Annotated in this window: 15 protein-coding genes, 1 tRNA gene and 2 pseudogenes; 11 read left to right on the forward strand and 7 right to left on the reverse strand. The window is 70.2% G+C overall.

Going from position 1 to position 18,510, the window contains the following annotated elements; all coding sequences use genetic code 11:
- Window positions 1-26: 26 nt before the first annotated feature.
- Entirely contained in the window at window positions 27-605 is a 579-nt protein-coding gene (locus ACIQ5Y_RS16765; protein ID WP_403880376.1) for a hypothetical protein, read from the reverse strand.
- A 186-nt stretch (window positions 606-791) separates the two neighbouring features.
- On the opposite strand from ACIQ5Y_RS16765, the gene ACIQ5Y_RS16770 reads away from it, so the two are divergent.
- Entirely contained in the window at window positions 792-1,601 is an 810-nt protein-coding gene (locus ACIQ5Y_RS16770) for a nuclease-related domain-containing protein (protein WP_403880378.1), read from the forward strand.
- 349 nt (window positions 1,602-1,950) lie between these two features.
- Here ACIQ5Y_RS16770 and ACIQ5Y_RS16775 read toward each other — a convergent pair whose 3' ends face one another.
- Window positions 1,951-3,039 (reverse strand): Ku protein, encoded by a 1,089-nt coding sequence (locus ACIQ5Y_RS16775; RefSeq protein ID WP_403880380.1) that lies wholly within the window; start codon window positions 3,037-3,039, stop codon window positions 1,951-1,953.
- 40 nt (window positions 3,040-3,079) lie between these two features.
- On the opposite strand from ACIQ5Y_RS16775, the gene ligD reads away from it, so the two are divergent.
- Both ligD and ACIQ5Y_RS16785 read left to right on the forward strand, forming a co-directional pair.
- A complete protein-coding gene (gene ligD, locus ACIQ5Y_RS16780; protein WP_403880382.1) occupies window positions 3,080-3,964 on the forward strand; it encodes a non-homologous end-joining DNA ligase in 885 nt (294 codons plus the stop codon).
- Window positions 3,964-4,860: an ATP-dependent DNA ligase gene (locus ACIQ5Y_RS16785; RefSeq protein ID WP_403880632.1), complete on the forward strand. Its 897-nt coding sequence runs from the start codon at window positions 3,964-3,966 to the stop codon at window positions 4,858-4,860. The genes ligD and ACIQ5Y_RS16785 overlap by 1 nt, the downstream gene beginning before the upstream one ends.
- Before the next feature lie 37 nt (window positions 4,861-4,897).
- Here the strand turns inward: ACIQ5Y_RS16785 and ACIQ5Y_RS16790 are convergent, their stop codons facing one another.
- Together ACIQ5Y_RS16790 and ACIQ5Y_RS16795 are read right to left on the reverse strand one after the other, a co-directional pair.
- Window positions 4,898-5,293, reverse strand: a complete 396-nt coding sequence (locus tag ACIQ5Y_RS16790) for a DUF6479 family protein (protein WP_403880384.1) — start codon at window positions 5,291-5,293, stop codon at window positions 4,898-4,900.
- Window positions 5,294-5,349: 56 nt separating this feature from the next.
- Window positions 5,350-6,336 (reverse strand): XdhC family protein, encoded by a 987-nt coding sequence (locus ACIQ5Y_RS16795; RefSeq protein WP_403880386.1) that lies wholly within the window; start codon window positions 6,334-6,336, stop codon window positions 5,350-5,352.
- Between the two features lie 311 nt (window positions 6,337-6,647).
- Between ACIQ5Y_RS16795 and ACIQ5Y_RS16800 the strand changes: the two genes are divergently transcribed.
- The 5 genes from ACIQ5Y_RS16800 (at window position 6,648) to ACIQ5Y_RS16820 (ending at window position 12,330) form a co-directional block, all read left to right on the forward strand.
- Window positions 6,648-7,082 carry a hypothetical protein gene (locus tag ACIQ5Y_RS16800; protein ID WP_403880388.1) on the forward strand — a complete coding sequence of 145 codons (435 nt, stop codon included), beginning with the start codon at window positions 6,648-6,650 and terminating at the stop codon, window positions 7,080-7,082.
- 113 nt (window positions 7,083-7,195) lie between these two features.
- A complete protein-coding gene (locus tag ACIQ5Y_RS16805) occupies window positions 7,196-7,951 on the forward strand; it encodes an ABC transporter ATP-binding protein (RefSeq protein ID WP_403880390.1) in 756 nt (251 codons plus the stop codon).
- Between the two features lie 67 nt (window positions 7,952-8,018).
- Window positions 8,019-9,248: a hypothetical protein gene (locus ACIQ5Y_RS16810; protein ID WP_403880392.1), complete on the forward strand. Its 1,230-nt coding sequence runs from the start codon at window positions 8,019-8,021 to the stop codon at window positions 9,246-9,248.
- A gap of 139 nt (window positions 9,249-9,387) precedes the next feature.
- The gene (locus ACIQ5Y_RS16815) at window positions 9,388-9,816 is read left to right on the forward strand and encodes a hypothetical protein (protein WP_403880394.1); all 429 of its coding nucleotides are present in this window, start codon (window positions 9,388-9,390) and stop codon (window positions 9,814-9,816) included.
- A 51-nt stretch (window positions 9,817-9,867) separates the two neighbouring features.
- Window positions 9,868-12,330 carry a helicase-associated domain-containing protein gene (locus tag ACIQ5Y_RS16820; protein WP_403880396.1) on the forward strand — a complete coding sequence of 821 codons (2,463 nt, stop codon included), beginning with the start codon at window positions 9,868-9,870 and terminating at the stop codon, window positions 12,328-12,330.
- 90 nt (window positions 12,331-12,420) lie between these two features.
- Here the strand turns inward: ACIQ5Y_RS16820 and ACIQ5Y_RS16825 are convergent.
- A pseudogene (locus ACIQ5Y_RS16825) lies at window positions 12,421-14,555 on the reverse strand (DEAD/DEAH box helicase).
- 206 nt (window positions 14,556-14,761) lie between these two features.
- On the opposite strand from ACIQ5Y_RS16825, the gene ACIQ5Y_RS16830 reads away from it, so the two are divergent.
- Window positions 14,762-16,255 carry an HNH endonuclease gene (locus tag ACIQ5Y_RS16830; RefSeq protein WP_403880398.1) on the forward strand — a complete coding sequence of 498 codons (1,494 nt, stop codon included), beginning with the start codon at window positions 14,762-14,764 and terminating at the stop codon, window positions 16,253-16,255.
- A 312-nt stretch (window positions 16,256-16,567) separates the two neighbouring features.
- Window positions 16,568-16,777, forward strand: a pseudogene (locus ACIQ5Y_RS16835) (site-specific integrase); the annotation flags it as partial.
- A 163-nt stretch (window positions 16,778-16,940) separates the two neighbouring features.
- On the opposite strand, the gene ACIQ5Y_RS16840 reads toward ACIQ5Y_RS16835, so the two are convergent.
- Together ACIQ5Y_RS16840 and ACIQ5Y_RS16845 are read right to left on the reverse strand one after the other, a co-directional pair.
- Entirely contained in the window at window positions 16,941-17,459 is a 519-nt protein-coding gene (locus tag ACIQ5Y_RS16840) for a hypothetical protein (protein WP_403880400.1), read from the reverse strand.
- A gap of 344 nt (window positions 17,460-17,803) precedes the next feature.
- A tRNA-Arg gene (locus tag ACIQ5Y_RS16845) sits at window positions 17,804-17,875 on the reverse strand.
- A gap of 84 nt (window positions 17,876-17,959) precedes the next feature.
- On the opposite strand from ACIQ5Y_RS16845, the gene ACIQ5Y_RS16850 reads away from it, so the two are divergent.
- Window positions 17,960-18,457 carry a response regulator gene (locus ACIQ5Y_RS16850; protein WP_403880402.1) on the forward strand — a complete coding sequence of 166 codons (498 nt, stop codon included), beginning with the start codon at window positions 17,960-17,962 and terminating at the stop codon, window positions 18,455-18,457.
- Window positions 18,458-18,510 lie beyond the last annotated feature (53 nt).

The raw sequence follows: 18,510 nt of genomic DNA on the forward strand, positions 1-18,510 counted from the left end.
CCGGGCCGGACACCGCAGGCCGGTCCTCAGCCGTTGGTCCGGCCGCGCCGCAGCATGGCGAAGCCGAGCCCGGCCGCGCCGACGGCCGCGATGCCGCCACCCGCGGCGAGCAGCAGCACGCCCTCGCCCGGTCCGTCGGCCAGGTTGACGATCCGGTACACGGTGCCCGCCCTCCCGGACGACGCCACGGGGACGGCGTGCCCGCTGCGGGTGCCCGTCTTGTGGCCGTCGCCCGTGAGGACGTGGCCGCCCCGCGGGTCGGCGACGTCCCCGGTCCAGGAGGTGAGCCGGCCGTCGGAGGCCAGCGCGGCGTGGAGCGCCCCGGTACCGCCGGTGGCGCCGTCATCACTGGTCAGGGTGGCGGTGCGGTGCCCGTCGGCGCCCAGGATCTCGGCCTGGTAGACGCCCTTCGAGACCCGGTAGACGTGCGCCGTGGACACCCCGTCCGCGAGGGCGAGCGTCTTGACCAGGGTCCGCTGCGGGGCGGCGGAGGCCGCCGGCACCCCCTCGGCGAGCGCGGCGGCGGTGGGCAGGGCCAGCAGACTTCCGGCGCAGGCGGTCACGGCGGCGGCGCGAACGAGGGTGCGGCGGCGGACGGTGCTCACGGGGAGTCCTCCGGTGCTGGTCAGGGCCTGGCGGGTCCAGGTGGGACAAACCTAGGGGCCCGCCGTTGCGGCCGAGCCCCGTTCGTGTAACAGCGGAGCCGCAACGTCCCGTCGGAGTCGTTACACATCCGGGGGATTGCCGTGCGGGGCCGGGGCTGCTCCCATGGACGGTGGGGGGTGAGCTCGATGTCGGCTCTCAAAGTACTGCCGTCGGCCGGTCGCGCCGGCCGTGGCCGGTTGTACGTCAACCGGCCGGACGGTCAGGCGGTGGCCTGGTACGACCGCCAGGCAAACCGCATCAGCGTCCTGGCGGACGACCACCGGGAAGCGATCCTCGCGGCCCTCCGCCCCTATCTGAGCGGGACGGTCTCCATAGGCCCGCCCCCGGTCCCCACGGCCGCCGACCTACGACGCCTGGCCCTCCCGCCGGACGCGGACCTGGCGCCGAACCGGCCGGGGGAGACCCTGCTCGGCGAACTGGAACACGGCCCGGCGGGCACCCGGGCCCGCCACCGCCTGCGCCAGGACCTGGCGGCCCAGCAGCGGATGGGCGACGTACTCGACGCCTTGGAGCCGGACGGCTGGCACACCCTGCACTGCGTCCCTCTCCCGGGCCTGGGCCGCATAGACCACCTGCTCATCGGCCCGGCGGGGATCTTCTGCGTCCGCGCGGCCCCGGGCCGCCGCCAGCGCGCCGCCGTCGGCGACCTCCTGCTCACGGTGGGCCGCGCGGCACCCACCCCGGACCCCCGCCGGCTCCGCCGCGCGGCCGCCCGGGCGAGCCGAGTCCTGGAGGCCGAGGTCACCCCGGCCCTGGCGGTGGTGGACGCCTCCCGGCTGGAGGTGGCCCCCACGGTCCGCGACATCCGCGTCCTCCAACCCCTGACCGCCCTCGCCACCCTCACGACGGCCCCGACGACCCTCAAACCCGCCGACGTGGAGGCCCTGTTCGCCCTGTCCCGAGACACGAGAACCTGGCTACCCACCCACCCCTGACAGGGCCTCCCCCCTGACACGGCCCACCCACCCCTGACACGGCCCGGCCACGCCTGACACGGCCCGGCCACGCCTGACACGGCCCGGCCGCCGGTGGCGCGGCCCGCCCGCCTGTGCTCGGCCCGTTCGCTCGTGGCTCGGCCTGCCTGCCCGTTGCGGCTTCCCCGCCCCAGCTGCGGCCCGCCCGCAGCGCGTGCGGCAAAACCCAGCCCCTCCGGCGTTTGAGGAGCGGGGTCCGGGGCGGAGCCCCCCACGCGGCGGAGCCGCACATCGGCACTGCGGGAAGGGGCGGGGTGGGGAAAGCGCCGCAGGCCAACGCCCGCCCAGCTCCCCAACCCCCGCCCCAATCTCAGGCCGAGGTCCGCTTCCGCGGCGTGGCAGTCTTCTTCGCACCCGCCGCCGTCTTCTTCGCCGAGGCCGAAGTGGACTTCGTGGCAGCCGACTTGCCCCCGGTCGTCGATTTGGCCGTCGTGGTCTTCTTCGAAGCAGCCGCCGTCCTCTTGGCCGAAGCCGCCGTCGACTTCTTCCCCCCGACCGCCTTCGGCGCAGCCGAACCCGCCCGCCCCGCACCCGCACCCGCAGCCGCCCGCTTCCGCCGGATCGGAGTCACATCGGCCTCCGCCGCACCCTCGGCGGGAGCGGAACCCCCGCCCTCCCCCCGAGAGGCCTTCGCCGCCCGCACGCTCTTCTCCAGCGCCGCCATCAGGTCGATCACCTGCCCACCCGCCGGCTCCACGGCCGCCTCCGACGGCGGCTCGAACGCCCCGCCCGCCTTCGCCGCGATCAGCTCCTCCACGGCCTCCCGGTACTCGTCCTTCAGCGAGCCCAGCTCCACGTCCCCCAACGTGGCCATCAACGCGTCCGCCAAGTCCAGTTCGGCCTCCCGCACCGAGACGGACGCCTCCGGAGCAACCCCCTCCGGCTCCCGGATCTCGTCCGGCCACAACAGCCCGTGCATGGCGATCACATCCCCCACCACCCGCAGCATCCCCAGCCGCTCCCGCCCCCGCAGCGCGTACTTGGCGATCGCGACCTTCCGGCTCCGCTTCAACGCCTCCCGCAGCAGCGTGTACGGCTTCGCCGCCGTGGCCCCGTTCGCCGCCAGGTAGTACGCCGCGTCCATCTGCAGCGGATCGATCTCCTCCGCCGGAACGAACGACATGATCTCGATGGTCCGGGCGGTGGCGAGCGGCAGCTGCGCGAGATCCTCCTCCGTGATCGGGACGATCGACCCGTCGGCCTCCTCGTACCCCTTGCCGATCTCGGCGGCCGGCACTTCCTCCCCGTCCAGTTCGCACACCTTGCGGTAGCGCACGCGCCCGCCATCGCTCAGATGGATCTGACGGAAGGAGATCGAGTGGCTCTCGGTGGCGTTCACGAGCTTGATCGGAATGCTGACCAAGCCGAAGGAGATCGCCCCGTTCCATATGGATCGCATCGCTCGCCCGCTTCCTCCCGTTTCGTGGCAGTCTCATCGTATGACGCCGATCACATTGGTGGAGGGCCGTCGCATCGCGCTCAGCAATCTCGACAAGGTCATCTACCCCGAGACCGGCTTCACCAAGGGCGAGGTGCTGCACTACTACGCCACCATCGCGGACCCCTTCCTCGCCCACGTCCACAACCGCCCGGTGTCCTTCCTGCGCTATCCGGACGGCCCGGACGGGCAGCTCTTCTTCACCAAGAACCCGCCGCCCGGCACGCCCGACTGGGTGAGGACCGCCCCCGTGCCCCGCTCCGACGAGCCGTCCGCCGAACAGGTCGTCGTCGCCGACATGCCCTCCCTCATGTGGGCCGCGAACCTGGTCGTCGAGTTCCACACCCCCCAGTGGCCCGCCGGCAGTCCGGCCGTCGCCGATCGCCTGATCCTGGACCTCGACCCCGGCCCGCCCGCCTCCGTCGTCGAGTGCTGCGCCGCCGCCCTGTGGCTGCGCGACCGGCTCGCCGCCGACGGTCTGCACGCCTACGCCAAGACCTCGGGTTCCAAGGGCCTGCACCTCTCCACGCCCCTGGAGCCGACCCCCTCCGCGCAGGTCTCCTCGTACGCCAGGCTCCTCGCCCAGGAGGCCGAGCGCGCCCTCCCCGACCTCGTCGTGCACCGCATGGCCAAGGCCCTGCGCCCGGGGAAGGTCTTCGTAGACCACAGCCAGAACGCCGCCGCCAAGACCACCGCGGCCCCCTACACCCTGCGCGCCAGGGTCCTGCCGACCGTCTCCGCACCCGTCTCCTGGGAGGAGGTCGCGGCCTGCCGCACCCCCGCGGACCTGCTCTTCCTCGCCGACGACATCCCGCCGCGCCTGGCCCGCGACGGAGACCTCTTCGCGCCCCTGCTCAACCCCGACCTGGCGGGGCGACTGCCGTGATCCGCGTCGCGCTGGCCGCAGCCGTACGGACACTGCCGCGCGGGGCCGGACTGGCGTACGAGCCGAAGTTCGACGGCCACCGCCTCCTGGTCCTGCGCACGGAGGACGCCGTCACGCTCCAGGCCCGCTCGGGCCGCATCGTGACCAGCGCCTTCCCGGACCTGGCCGCAGCCGCCCGCCGACTGCCCGCCGGGACGATCCTGGACGGCGAGGTGGTGGTCTGGCACGAGGGCCGTACGGACTTCGCCCTGGTCCAGCGGCGCGCGGCGGCCACCGCGGCCCGCGCGGCCGTGCTCGCGCAGAGCCTGCCGGCCTCGTACGCCGCCTTCGACGTCCTCGAACTGGCCGGCCTCGACCTGCGCACCCGCCCCTACGAGCGCCGCCGTGCGCTCCTGGTGGACCTGCTCCTGCCGCTCGGCCCGCCCCTCCAGCCGGTCCCCATGACCACGGACCCGGAACTGGCCGCCACCTGGTACGAAACCCTCCCCGCCAGCGGTATCGAGGGCCTGGTCGTCAAACGCCTGGACCAGCCCTACCCGGCCGGCCGGCGCGGCTGGCAGAAGCTGAGGCACACGGACGTCCGCGACGCGGCGGTCGTCGGCTACACGGGAACCCCCCGGCGCCCGCAGGCCCTCGTCCTCGTCCTCCCCATGGGCGACGAGACCCCCCTGGTCTCCAGCCCCCTGACCGCGCCCCTCCGCACCGAACTGGCGCAGACCCTGACCACGCGTACCCCACCGGCCGGCAGGGCGCCCACCATCACGGCGATCGGTCTGGGCGAGGTCCCCTTCCACCCCCTGGACCCGCCCCTCGCAGCCGAGGTCCGGGCCACCTCCGCCCGCCATCCGCCCCCGGAGGTACTCCGCCTCCGAACAGACCTCCGAACAGACCTCTGACCCGCACCGACGGGCGCGGGTCAGAGGCATTGGCCGATCAGGCGTGGGCGCCGCGCCCGGCATCCGGGGGAGACCCCGGCTGCGGGTGGGGGCCGGGGCCCTCGACGTGCTTGTAACCGGACTCGCGCTCCTTGCGGACATCGTCCGGATGGCTGGAGGTGGTGGAGCCGAAGTTCCCGTACCCCTGCATCTCATGGGGCCTGAGCCCACCATTGGGGATCTCCACGGGGTCCCGCTCCTCGCGGACCTCGTAGACGGCCCCGCCGTTGGGCAGGTGCGGCTGCTCCTCGGGAGCCGGGGGCGGAGGCTCCTTGGCCCGTACCCGCTGCCCCAGCTTGAACCCGCCGAGCAGCATCGCGACGACGAAGAGCCCGACGACCGCGAACCACGCGATGTTGGTGAGAACCGCGTCCACGCTCAGGATCATGTCCATACGACCCATTTTCCCGCATATCCCACCAACATGCGCACTTCGTTACGCGCTCCGGGTCAGGGGTTGATGGGTCCCTCGGTGTCCCGCAGCGCCCCGGCCCCGATCCGGGCCCCGAGCACCCCGAGGATCTCCGCGCAGATCGCCAGGGCCGTCTCGGCCGGCGTCCGCGCACCCAGATCGAGCCCGATCGGCCCGTGCACCAGCCCCAGCTGATCCTCGCTCACCCCGGCGGCGATCAAACCCTCCCGCCGCCGCGTCGCCGTACGCCGAGACCCGAGCGCCCCGATGTACGGAACCCCCTCGTCCAGCGCGAACCGCAGCGTCGGCACGTCGAACGCCTCGTCGTGGCTCAGCATGACCACGCACGCGGCATCCCGCCGCGCCGCGATCACCTTCTTGGCCTCCGCGGCCCCCTCCACCAGTACGGCTTCCCAGCCCAGCAGCAGCGCCTGGCGCTCGATGATCCCGGCCAGCTCACCCCCGCCGCCGATGACCACGTACGGAGCCGACGGGTACGCCTCCACCAGCACCAGCCCGGACTCCCCGTACAGCGCGTCCCGCCCGGCGCGCCGAGTGGCGAGCAGTTCCCCGGCCCGCCGCCCCGCATCATCCGGCGCGCCCGCGTCCGCCCGGACGACCTCACTCACGGCCTGATCGGCGTCCTCGTTCAGCCGGGTCACGAGAGCGACCCCCACTCCCTCGCCGAGCAGCTCCCACCACTCGCCCGGAATGGCGCTCAACGGCTGCAGCAACACCTCGGCCTGCCCGCCGCACGTCAGCTTCGCCTCCTCGGCCTCGGCCCGGCGTACGGACACCTCGCACACCCGCGCCGTGACCCCGCCCCCCATGGCCCCGGCCTCGGCAACGAGCTCGGCATCGAAAACACCGTGGTAGAGACCGCCGACACACTCCCCCCGAGCATCGACGAGCACGGCCCCACCCGGATCCCGCGGCCCGAACCCCTGCTCGGTCACGGGCCGCGCCAAAAACGCCACGCGCCCCTCAGCCGCCCACTGCCGCGCCGTGTCCACCAGCTCACGCATCCGCCTCGCCCCATCCTCATTGTCAGAGCACGCCACAAAGTGCCTGGTCAGCAGCACAAGGTGGCCTCACCACCCAACCTACGCAGCCGCCCTACCCCCACCCACCCCCCAATCCCACAGACCCCACCCCACCTCCCTCGTACAGACCACCGGAATCTGCCGGGCCTATGCCGGAAGGGGTCGCCCTCTCGTTGACGCCGACATCACCCGTTCGGGGGTGATCGGGGCTCCAGCCTCCCGTACGGGGCAAACGGCGACATACCGCATGGCATGCTCGGGCCTCCCAACACCCCTCCCTGAAAGGTGCGTTCATGCCCAACACCCCTCGAGCGACGGTCTTGGCCGCCGGCGGGGTTCTGCTCGTCACGGCCATGGCGGGTTCGGCCTCAGCTGTGGGCTGGGGGAGCGTCGCCGTGTCCTATGACGGCAAGCTCCGTGCGACCGCGCACGGCGACTTCCGCAACGATCGGAACATCAACGCGACGAACAAGGTCATGTCGAAGGACCTGGCTGCGGACGGCAACACGATCTACACCGAGGGCAACTGGTATTTCGACAACGGTGCCGAGCTTCACTCGTTCCACACTCCCGAGCACAACCACACGTACTACGTCACCCACCACCTGAAGTACCACCTTGAAGCCACGGCGAAATCTGTCCGAGCAGCCACCCAGGCATGCGTGCAGCTCGGCTGGCCGGTTCCCGATACCTGTTCCCCAGCGGCACTCGCCACGTTCGACTACTGAGATCCGAGGGCATCACGATGATCAATTCTCCTCGGCGATTGAGCGGGGCGCCGGATGAACCCGGTTCCATCCCTCACTCTGGCCGCGCTTCCCGGCTCGAAGTCCGCGACATTGTGGTCCGCTACGGGGCCAGGACGGCCCTCGACATCCCGATCCTCTCCTTCCGCCAAGGAATCACAGCCCTCACCGGCTCCAACGGGTCGGGCAAGACGACCCTGCTCAAGTCCTGCGCCCTCCTCCTGCGGCCCACTGCCGGCTCCGTCTCGCTCGGCAGCCAGGAGCCGGAGCACCGGACGAGTCTCCGCCGCTACCGCGAGGCCATCGGCTATCTCCCCCAAGCTCCCGACTTCCCCGGCCACTTCACCGTCCGAGAAGCAGTCGCCTACTCGGCATGGCTGCGCGGCGTACCCCGCAGCCGGCGCGCGACGTCCATCGAGCGCGTGCTCGACGACCTGAACCTTTCCGACATGGCCGACGCCCGGCTGCGCAGCCTCTCCGGAGGCAACCGCCAGCGTGCCCACATCGCCCAGGCCGTGGTCCACGAGCCCGAGGTCCTCCTCCTGGACGAGCCGACGACCGGCATCGACGTGGAACACCGCATCGAGCTGCGCACTTACCTGGCCCGCACGGGCCTCACCCGCTGCATCGTCCTGAGCACGCATCACACCGAGGACATCGAGCTGCTGGCCGACCGGGTCGTCTCACTGCGCGAGGGCCGCATCGTTTTCGACGGCACACCCGCGGAACTCATGGCTCGAGCCAACGTCGGCGACGCCACCGCAGTGACGGCCCGCTCAGTAGAACAGGCCCTCCAGGACCTGAGCGGTGGCGGAAGCTCCGCCCAGGGAACCCTGGGCGGTGGCCATTGAACAGCGCAGCCGCAAGGGAACTTCTCGTAGAACAGCCAGCACTCGACCACACCGACGGCGGTGACCGATGACCACCAATGTTCCCCTCCTCCACATGCGCCGGTCCCTCGGCCGCACCGCCTTCCCCTTCTTCCTACTCCTCGTGGTCCTCAACACCCTCCTGCGCCCGATGTCCTGGCGGCACGAGCCCATGTGGGCGGTATACCAGTACAACTTCACCGTGATGCTGCTCGGCCCACTCCTTGCGGGTGTGGCCGCCTGGGAAGGTCACCGCCTCTCCCGTGCCGATGCCTTCCTTTCCGCCCATCACCGCCCCGTCACGATGCTGGCGGCAGCCTGGGCCGCGCTCCTGGCTTGGTCATCCGCCGCCTTCCTTCTCGGGTTGTCCCTGGTCCTCGGCCTGGTGGCATCAGCAGGCACCCCACCCACCCTCGGCCTCCCCGAACTACTCACCCCCTTGCCTGCGCTCGCACTCCTCGGGCTCGCATGCGCGGTCGGCCTCACAGCCGGCTGGCTCGGTGGCGACGGTGGCAAGCTCGCAGCTCCGATGACGGCGATCGCCGTTTTCCTGGCCTTCCTCCTCCTCTACGCAGGCGACCTCTCCGAGTTCGTGATGGTCGGCGGAGCCACCAGCTCACTCGTCGGGCTGCGTCCCAAGGCCGGCACTCAGACCTCCCAGATCGCGTTCTACGTGGTGGCCACCCTCCTGGCGCTCCTCGCCGGAGCCTGGAGCGCCGCCCTCCACAGCCTGCGTCCGCGACACTTCGTCGCCGCAGCCGCCACCGCCGTGCTCTGCGCCCTCTCGGCCGGTCACCTCGCCGCAGCCGACCCGCTCTACCTCGAAGCCCGCCCCGGCGACGTCCGCTGTCACGGCACCCAGCCCCAGATCTGCCTCGGCCGCGGCTACACCTCGTACGAGCCCGAACTACGCGCGAGCCTCAGCCCCCTGGTGCAGGCCGTGGAGCGACTGAGCCTTCCCGCCCCGGCGTCCTTCCGCCAGGACGCCATGCGCAGCACCACGAACATCGGTCAGCTATCCCCGGACACCGTCACGGGCGACCGCGAAATGCTGCTCGACATGTTCCTGGGCACCTACTACGGCTCCGACTGCACCATCGAGCCCGGCAGCGTCATGGAACGCAACCACGTCAACGCCCGCTACTGGCTCGCCGAAGCCGTGGGCGTCCAGCCATACGACGACCCGGACCTGGACCCCCGACTCACCACCGGCACCAGGACCGAGCGGATCTCCGTAGCCCGCGCGGCTTTCCAAGGCCTGGCCGCCTGTGATGCATAGCGGCCTCCTCTACGTCCGCCGCTGGCGCCTCGGCCGCCAAGCGCTCGCGGCCCTATTCTGTGCGCTCCTCTGGGTAGCGACCCCCCTGCGCTTGTACGACGTACCCGCCCGCGACGGTGTACAAGGCGCCCTCTGGCCCATGGTCCCCGCCCTCTTCGCGGCCTTCCTGCCCTCGGTCCTCGCCACGGCGGCCGAGGTCCAGGAACGCATCACCCCCACGGCCGCCCGCATCAGGGCCACGACCACAGCGCTGGTCCTCACCCTCGCAGCGGCCCTCGCCCTCACGGGTGCCACCAACGACCCGGCCGTCGCCTTCCGCAACACCCTGCTCCTGACAGGGCTGGCCTTCTTGGGCTCCTGCCTCCTCCCCCCGGCGGCAGCCTGGGCCCCACCGGTCGCCACCCCGATGATCATGTGGCTGATCGGCACCAAACCCCAGGCGCAGGTGGAACCATGGTCCCTCCTCCTGCTCCCGGGCGACGTCCGCTACGCCTGGGCCACCACGGCCCTCATCACGACAACGACCCTGACGACCTACCTCCTCCGCGGCCCCCGTCGGCTCGGGTGAACATGGCCGACAGCCCTTCGGTAGCCGACCGGGCGCCAATACGCTGGCCGGGTGAACTCATGCACCGCCCTGGCGAAATGGCTCAGTCGGTTGCCCGAGGACCAGCTGGTCACGCTGCTGCAGCAGCGTGACCTCCCCCTCGCAGCCGGCTACACGCGCATCACCACCTTTCGTCAGCTGGCCGAATACCTCCTGACCGACGAGTCGGTGGCGCGCGGACTGACCGCTGTGACCGCCGGAGAGCTGGAGCTGCTGGCCTCGGTCGCGGCCCTGGCCCTGGAGCGATACGGCCCCGTCGCCGCCGAGACCGCGCACCGTCCCTCGTACGCGTGGCGCCCCGTACCACAGACCGCGCCCGCGGAGCCGTCGGAGCGGCTGGTGCCCGAACAGGACGTGCTGGCCTGGTTCGAAGCCGGCGATACACGAGGACCGGCGACCGAAGCGCTGGGGCGGCTGCGGGACCGCGCGCTGCTTCTGCCCGCCCCGAAGTACTGGCTGGCACTCCCACCCCTCCTGCATGCCCGAGGAACCGATTTCGACGGCTACGGCCGTCCGGCGGACCGGCTGCTGACCGCCGCGTACAACGCCCCAGAGGTCAAGCGGATCGCCACCGTGCTCTTCGGCGAGTCCGTACCGCGCACCCGCACCGAATCGCAGGACCGCATCACGGCCCTGCTCGCCGATCCCCTTCAGGTCCGAGCACTGGTATCCGAGGCCCCACCCCGGGCGGTCGAACTCCTGGACCACCTCGTCCTCGGCCCGCCAATCATCCGCACCCACTGCTTCGTCAGCCGGTACGGCGAGTACGCCGGCCCCGACGCCAAGTACACCTTCCGGGACGGTGGCAGCGGCGACGAGGGCACCGACTGGCTCGCCGCCCGCGCCCTGCTCCTCCCCGCCGGACACGACCTCGCCGAGCTTCCGTACGAGGTGGCGCGCGCCCTCCGGGACGGCGAGGGCGTGCCCTGCCCCCGCCTGGACCCGGACCCCCTCACCCACACCACTTCACTCCCGCGCGGCTGGGACGGTCAGGGGAGCGCCGCCGCCGGAGCGGCCGCCTGGCGTGCGGAGCTGGTCCTACGGGCGCTCGCCGCGCAGCCGGTCGCGGTGCGCAAGGCGGGCGGCATCGCCGTCCGGGAGACCCGACGCCTGGCCAAGTCGGCCGGAGCCACCGAAGCGGACACCCGCCTGTGGCTGGATCTCGCCGTCAACGCCGGCCTCGCCGCCCCGCAGGACGACGAGCCGGCGGTGGCCCCGCGTGGACGCCGCCCCGCGCCCAAACCCGCGGCCCGCCTCCTCCCCACCGATCGCTACGACCCGTGGTCGGCGGCCCCGCCGGCAGGCAAGCTCCTGCCCCTCCTGACGGCCTGGGCGGTCGTACCGGAAGTCCTGACCCACTGGCCGGACGACGGCGAGACCCCGGTGGCGCTGATCAGCCCGCAGGACGGGTACGCCGTACCGCTGCGCCGCGGTGTGCTGCGCGCGCTCGCCGCACTCCCCCCAGGCCACGGCCTGTCGGGCACCCCAGGCTCGTACACCGAACTCCTCGACCGGGCCGCCTGGTACCAGCCACTCCTGCGCGCCCTGCTCGCGGCCGACGGCCTCGGCCGGCTGCTGGGCACCGAAGACCTCTCGGGCCGTCTCTCGGCCACCCTTTCCGAAGCCGAACTCCTGGGCCTGGTGTCCCATGGGGCCCTCACCCCGGCCGGCCACGCGATCAGCGCCCTCCTGGAGGCGGACGCGGCCCACCACTACCCCGCCGTACCGGGCGCGGGCGCGGACCCGACAGCCCAGACAACGGACACCCTGGGCGAAGACCTCACCACTCGCCCGGCATTGGCACGGGCGGTCGCGACGCTCCGCACCACCCTGTACGAAACGCTCCCCGCGCCCAGCACCACGGCCCGTTTTCAGTCCGACCTGACGGCCACGGTCACCGGCACCCCGGCCCCGGACCTCGCCGAACTCCTCTCTGCGGTCGGCGACATCGAGTCGGAGGGCCACGCGGTGGTCTGGCGCATCACCTCTTCCACCCTCCGCCGCGCGTTGGACGCCGGCTGGAGCGCGGACGACCTCCTGGACCGCCTTGAGGCCGTCAGCGAAGGAAGACTTCCCCAGCCCCTCACCTACACGATCAAGGACACGGCCCGTACCCACGGCCAACTGCGCGTCGTCCGCTCGGCCTGCTGCATCCGCTCCGACGACACCGCCCTGATCGCGGAGGTAGCCCAGTCCCGCGCCCTGGCGAAACTGGCCCTGCGCCGCATCGCCCCCACGGTCCTGATCTCCACGGCCCCACCGGAGGACACCCTGTCCGCCCTCCGCGCAGCCGGCTACGCCCCCACCCAGGAGGCCGCCACCGGCACCACGGTCCTGGAGCGCGCCCCGACCGAACGCGCCCGCAGCCTCCTCCGCACCCTGGACCAGGCCCACCCCCAGTACGGCGAACCCACCCGCGGAATCCCCTCCAGCGCCCGCGAACTGGCCACCCAGCTACTCAACGCACGTAGGTGACGAACCGGGAGGGAGGGCAGCGTGCCACAGCCTTCGTGGTCCGTGTGACGCATCCTCGACGCGCCCGAGCACGCCCTTTCCAGCCGACTGTTAGGCGTCGAACCGAGTGAACCGTGCGGGCTCGCGCAGCGTTGCGAGCGCTCCCTCCACGTCGGCCAGACGGGCTGCAAGAGTCGACTGGGCAAGCCGTTCGGGCAGAGCGGCACTGAATTTCAGGCCTGACAGGGCGCGAGGGTCCACGGAGGGAAGACACAGGTGCTCAGCAGCTTCGGCCGCCACCTTCCGCCATTCCTCTACCGTGACATTTTCGCGTAGACGGAGGTACGTCCCGGTGGGCCTCTGGAGAGGATCTGCGACAGAGGACAACGTTGCAGCCAGCGTGACGTTTGCGCGGTAGCCGGCCCAGGTCCACCAACGCACGCTGGTGTCCTTGCCGCCGCGTAGGATCACAGTCCGGTCGGCGTGAACCAGCTCAGCCCCATCCTCCCGGGCCTGCGCCAATGCGCTCTCGGCCCGCCGAGTGAGCGCGACAGGGGGCGTCGCCCCGAGTACGACCTCACGGGCAGCGCGCGTCAGTTCGTACGAGCTCGCCCGTACGAGCCCCACGCCACCCCAACGAGCTCGCCCGCCGCTCTCCGTAGGTTCGACGAAACACCGGCGTCGCGCCCAGTCGATGTAGGTGACCTGCCAGCTGCGCCCGGCCAGCAGGAGCCTTCGGGGTCCCACGACCTCCTCGGTCAGGAGTGCGGGGTCCGTCGTACCGATCTCCGTGCGGCCGGACAGCACGGTGAACTCGGGAGCCGCAGTGAAAACGGCAGTGAGATCCATGAAGTGCCGGTATCCGAAACGCCTTTCCGCCTCTGGGCCGATGAAGAGCATGCCCCCGTCTTGGTCGAGGTATCCCTCGGACACCAGATGACGCACGATCGGTTCGGCAGCAGGGCCGAAGGGGCCGAGACCGCCCCACCATTCCGGCCAAAGCCGGTCACCGACGCGGTGCTTCTGCAAGCACAGGGCGAGCATCTGCTGCGCGGCGATGTGCCGGGGCTCAGGAGGTGCGGTGACCGGCTCCACCCAGCTGCGGCTCCACAGGAGCAGCAGGGCGGCTGCGGACAGCAGGCCGCTGCCGTCGGTGGCGAGGAACAGGCAGTTGCGTGACGATCCGGGCCGACGGCCCGTACGGCCGATACGCTGCAGGAAGGAGGCCACTGAACTTGGCGCATCGATCTGGATGACCCGGTCGAGATCTCAATGCCGAGCTCCAGCGTGCTGGTCGAGACGATCACGTAGTCGCGTGCTTCGGCGAAAGCCTCCTCGGCACGATGTCGTTCGTCCGCCGAAAGGGACGCATGGGAGAGGAAGGTGGTTACTCCCTTGGCCCGCAAGCTGGAGCCGAGTTCCTCGACCTGGCGTCGGGATTCGCAGAACACGAGCCGTTTCTCACCCCGGTGCAATGCTGTGATGACCGTGGCCGCATTGGCGAGAGAGCCCACGTAGTCCAGCTGTACGTCGCCCGGCGGCGGCAGCGTCGGCGCCTTCTCCCGAAGGTGCGGGGCAACCACGCGAGCAGGCCGCTTCCCGGACGCCGATCCCTGGAGCCAGCTCAGCAGTTCCTCGGGGTTGCCCACGGTGGCGGAAAGACCGATGCGTTGGATCGGTCGCTCGACCACCCGCTCCAGTCGTTCCAGCACGGCCACCAGATGCCAACCGCGATCGTCGCCGGCGAAGGCGTGCACCTCGTCGACAACGATCGCCTGAAGGCCCGAGAAGAATGCACGGTGGTCGACGTTCGCGCTGACCAGCATTCCCTCCAGCGACTCCGGGGTCGTCAGCAGCACGTCCGGCCCTTCCCGCAGGATACGTTGGCGTCGCGACTGCGCCACGTCACCGTGCCAGAGGGCGGCGCTTCGTCCCAGCCAGGAGGTGTAGGTCTCCAGTCGAGGCAGCAGATTGTTCAGGAGTGCTTTGAGGGGGCACACGTACAGCACCGAAGTACCGGTCCACCCTTCCGACTCCATCCGGGACAGCAGCGGGAAGGACGCTGCCTACGTCTTTCCCCCTGCCGTGGGCGCGAGCAGCACGGCGTCCGCGCCCTCCATCAGCGGTGCGATCGACTCTTCCTGGAGAGGATGCAGTCCCGGCCAGCCGAGTGAGTTGACGATGTGATGGACGAGCCCGGAGTGCAACCGTTCCAGGGGGTCGTCGCCGAGGCTGCCGTCGGTCATGGCAGGTCCAGCTCCACATCGTCGGCGCCGGCGGCTGCGGCATTGCGTTCCACGGGGCTCATCACCATCAACGCATCGGAGAATCGCTGTTCGGGGGAGTAAACCGCAGCTCAAATCGTAACGGGTGCGGTTCCGGAGGGGGCCCGGTCGGCGGGAATTGATCAAGAGTGCCCCGCATGTGAGATGCGCCAAATAATCTGATCACCATGACGGTTCATGGGGTGGGGCGGTCCGAAGGCGAAGCGGCCGAGGAGATTGGGGTGCAGTGGCTCCTGCAGCCCCGTGGCACGGCGCGGGTGCGGGGACCGCAACACTTCCGGCACTCGGTCCAGAACGGGATTCGGCTGTCGGAGTACGAGGACGTTCTCGGGGAGGACGCGGCTGAACTCCGCCGGATCTTTCCCGACGGTGTGGCCCGCCTATGGGGCGCGACACCACCCAAGGCTGCCAACAACGACAAGGCGAAAGCGCTGCGAGGTCGTAGGGTCGGCGACGAAGTGCTGTTCTACGCAGAGAAGAGCTTCATCGCCAGGGCCACCGTCCAGGGGATCTTCCGGAACCGAGCCCTGGCGCGGAAGGTCTGGGGCGAGGATGACGACGAGGCTACCTGGGAGCACATCGTCGCCCTCGGCGATGTCGTCGAGTTCAGGTCGGACGCCATGCCTCTTCTGGCCGAGCTGAATACGCCGACAAAGCTGTGGGGCCTCATGCTGGTCTCGGCATCCGATCGACTCCGCCTGCTCGACCGAGTCGACATTCCATCCGGGTGGCAGCCGCAAGCCGTCACGTTCCCCACTCCCAGGTCGCCCAGGCTCGGCCGGCGGGAGCTGCTGAGTGCACTGCGTACATTGCGCACCTCCACGCAGCCGCAGGGCCCTTCCCGGCACAAGCCTCTGGCACTGCTCTGGGCCATCGGTCGGGTGGCCGCCAAGGAGGACCGGCTCGCGCCCTGGGAGGTCTTCGAACGCGAGGTCGGACCCCTTCTGGGCGAGTTCGGACGTTCCGGCTCCCAGGTCACCCCTCACTACCCCTTCTGTCGATTGCGCAGTAGTGGGGTGTGGGAGGTCGAAGGTGTCGCGGACGGCGTGGATGCTGCCCCGAGGGCTCTGCGGGAGGCCGGGGCCAAGGCCGGATTCGTGGCCGAGGCCGCGCGACTGCTGCGTGGAGCCCGGATACGCGCCGAGGCGATCAACGTGCTGTGCGCCACATACTTCGGTGATGTGGACCGTGCCCGCCTCCTCGCCGGTACCGGACTCGGCGGATATCTGAGCGCGAGTGGCGCCACGGACGAAAACGAGGTCGACGGAGGCTCGGCGGGGCCGGTGAGGCGACGTCCCACCCGCGGAATGCGCCCGGAGCGGGACCAGGAACTGGTCCGGAGGGTCAAGAACCTGCACGATGCCACCTGCCAGGTGTGTTCCGAGCCGCTGGAGGTCCTGGCCGGCTACCACAGCGAAGCCGCGCACATCCAAGGGATCGGCGCCCCGCACGACGGCCCTGACAAGCTGTCGAACCTGCTCTGCCTCTGTCCCAATCACCATGCCCAGTTCGACAGGCTGGCCATCTACATCGACGCCGACTGGACCGTGAAGCGCACCAGGGACGGCAAGGTCCTCTTCGAGCTGCGGCGTCATTCCCAGCACGTGATAGGCGAGGAGTACATCGAGTACCACCGACTGCTGGCCCAACAGGGTCTGTAGCGATTCGGCATCGAATGTCTGGAGGCGCCGCGTGCCTGCCGCAGGCTCCACCAAGATCGATCTCGGAGGATGTTGCTCAGTTAAAGACCAGGATCAGGAGCGCCACGTATGGCGGGTACCCGGCGTCGCGCGATCATCGCGCGCGAGCAGGAGAACGTAGACCTCGCATACAACAGTCTCGAGGCGCGCCGGGCTGCGGATATTGCCGACGACGTCACCTACCGCGTGCAGAACGAGATGCCAGCGCCGGGTACGACGCACGTGGGTGCGGGAGCCGCCTACGGCGACGAGCCGTTGGTGATCATGCGGCTGGCTGTCGCGGCCACTCCGCTCGCCAGTCGGCCGTACGACCTCCGGCACTCGGCGCTCTCTACGTGGGTCAACGCGGGCGTCGACCCGACCGAGGTTGCCGAGCGGGCGGGCAACAGCGTGGAGGTGCTGCTCAGCCGGTATGCGAAGTGCCTTGACGGTCGCCAGGAGGTGGCTAACCGGCGGATCGAAGATCTGCTGCGCGAGTACGAGAAAGGCCATGTGACCGTGTCCGGGGCCCCTGGCGTGTTGTCCAGGGGCCTCGTCACATTTGGGCTCGCATCTTGGCTAAGCCGTTGGGCTGGTTTGGTGGCATGGGTAGCCCTCAGTTGGCCTGGGACCGCTCGGCGGTGAGTGCGTGAGCCAGACTGTCGCGTTAACGGTTGAGTGCCGCGAGCATTTGCATTCTGGTCTGCTCGAAATGAGGCTCGACCTCGACGCCGAGGTCATGCCGCAGCATGATCCGCAGGAGGTACACGCCATCGGACAGAGGGCCGTTGAACCACGTCCTGGCCCGCTGGTATGCCTCGTCGAGCCGGGGACTGCTTGGCAGCTGTTTTACGGCTGAGTAGCCGACTCCTAGCGACCTGTTGAGAGCCGAGGCTATCTGCAGCACATCCTGCGCCAGGGCCATCTGTGCCTGGGAGTACTGTTCGGCCCAGGCTTCCTTGGCAGCATCAAGGAGCGCCGGGTCGATGTTCTCCCCTCGTGCTGCGGCTTCGACAGCATCTCTGGCGGCGACCCGGTAGGCGCGAGCAGAAGTGTTCAGATGCGCGTAAAGGTCGCGTTTGGCTTGCAGCGCTTGCTCCGCGCGCACTTCCTGTCGTTCAAGGTCGGCACGGCGGTTCTGTTCCGCGGCTTGTGCTCGGCTGGCGCTGGCTGAGGACTGCCCCACCCAGAGTCCCGCCCAGTGCCCCTCCGACACTGATGAGGGCGACGGCAAGTGTGTTCACATCCACGAGATCCCCCGAGTCGTCCATCGTTTCATCCGCAGGCGGCGGTTTGGACCTGCCTCACCCCTTGGGTGCATCTTCCAAGACCAGGACGCGGGAATGACAAGCGGCGTTGCTCGCCCCTGCCAAGCCTCTTCACCTACGGAAATCCCCCAAGATCCTGTCCACGGATAGTCCACAGGGTCTGACATACGGGTGCACAGCACAGCAGTTGGCTGCGCATACGCGAAGACCCCGTCCTCAGCGTTCTCGCTGGTGGCGGGGTCTTGGGCACACTTGCACAGTGTGCCCCCGGCAGGATTCGAACCTGCGCACACGGCTCCGGAGGCCGTTGCTCTATCCCCTGAGCTACGGGGGCGCTGTCGCCGGTGTTGCTGCGACGGGTTGAACACTACCAGCTTCCGTGGGGTGATCAGGAACCCGTTTACGGGGGAGTAGGGGGGTGGGTCGCTCGGACGGGGTGGAAGTGGCGAAAACCCGGACGCGGGTGGCCCGGTCGACCTACTCTCGAGTTGTGCCAGGCGTCTCAGGCCGGGTCCTTGTCGTCGACGACAACAAGGTCATCCGGCAGCTGATCAAGGTCAATCTCGAGCTGGAGGGCTTCGAGGTCGTGACCGCGAATGATGGTGCCGAGTGTCTGGATGTGGTGCATCGGGTGTGCCCTGATGCGATCACCCTTGATGTGGTCATGCCCCGGCTGGACGGGTTCGGGACCGCCGCGCAGTTGCGGGCCGATCCGCGGACCAGGGACGTTCCCGTCGCGATCGTGAGTGCCTGTACGCAGCAGGAGGTCGAGGACGGGATCGCCGCCGGGGTCGACGCGTTCGTCGCCAAGCCCTTCGAGCCGGCCGAGCTGGTACGGGTCGTGCGGCGGATGATCGAGCGCAAGGACCGGCGCGACGGGAGGAAAGGGGCTCCTGCCGGGAGGGGGAGGGGGTGAGGGGCATGGGCTTCTGTTCACATGCCGAAACCCTTCGCGGGATGACGGGGCGT

Source organism: Streptomyces sp. NPDC096339 (assembly GCF_044762985.1).
GTDB lineage: Bacteria > Actinomycetota > Actinomycetes > Streptomycetales > Streptomycetaceae > Streptomyces.

Bases quoted from the DNA above. Each gene is read 5' to 3' on its own strand.
- ACIQ5Y_RS16790 (WP_403880384.1), bottom strand. From the start codon at position 5,293: ATGGACATGATCCTGAGCGTGGACGCGGTTCTCACCAACATCGCGTGG.
- ligD (WP_403880382.1), top strand. From the start codon at position 3,080: ATGACGCCGATCACATTGGTGGAGGGCCGTCGCATCGCGCTCAGCAAT.
- ACIQ5Y_RS16795 (WP_403880386.1), bottom strand. From the start codon at position 6,336: ATGCGTGAGCTGGTGGACACGGCGCGGCAGTGGGCGGCTGAGGGGCGC.
- ACIQ5Y_RS16775 (WP_403880380.1), bottom strand. From the start codon at position 3,039: ATGCGATCCATATGGAACGGGGCGATCTCCTTCGGCTTGGTCAGCATT.
- ACIQ5Y_RS16810 (WP_403880392.1), top strand. From the start codon at position 8,019: ATGACCACCAATGTTCCCCTCCTCCACATGCGCCGGTCCCTCGGCCGC.
- ACIQ5Y_RS16770 (WP_403880378.1), top strand. From the start codon at position 792: ATGTCGGCTCTCAAAGTACTGCCGTCGGCCGGTCGCGCCGGCCGTGGC.
- ACIQ5Y_RS16830 (WP_403880398.1), top strand. From the start codon at position 14,762: ATGACGGTTCATGGGGTGGGGCGGTCCGAAGGCGAAGCGGCCGAGGAG.
- ACIQ5Y_RS16815 (WP_403880394.1), top strand. From the start codon at position 9,388: ATGGTCCCCGCCCTCTTCGCGGCCTTCCTGCCCTCGGTCCTCGCCACG.
- ACIQ5Y_RS16800 (WP_403880388.1), top strand. From the start codon at position 6,648: ATGCCCAACACCCCTCGAGCGACGGTCTTGGCCGCCGGCGGGGTTCTG.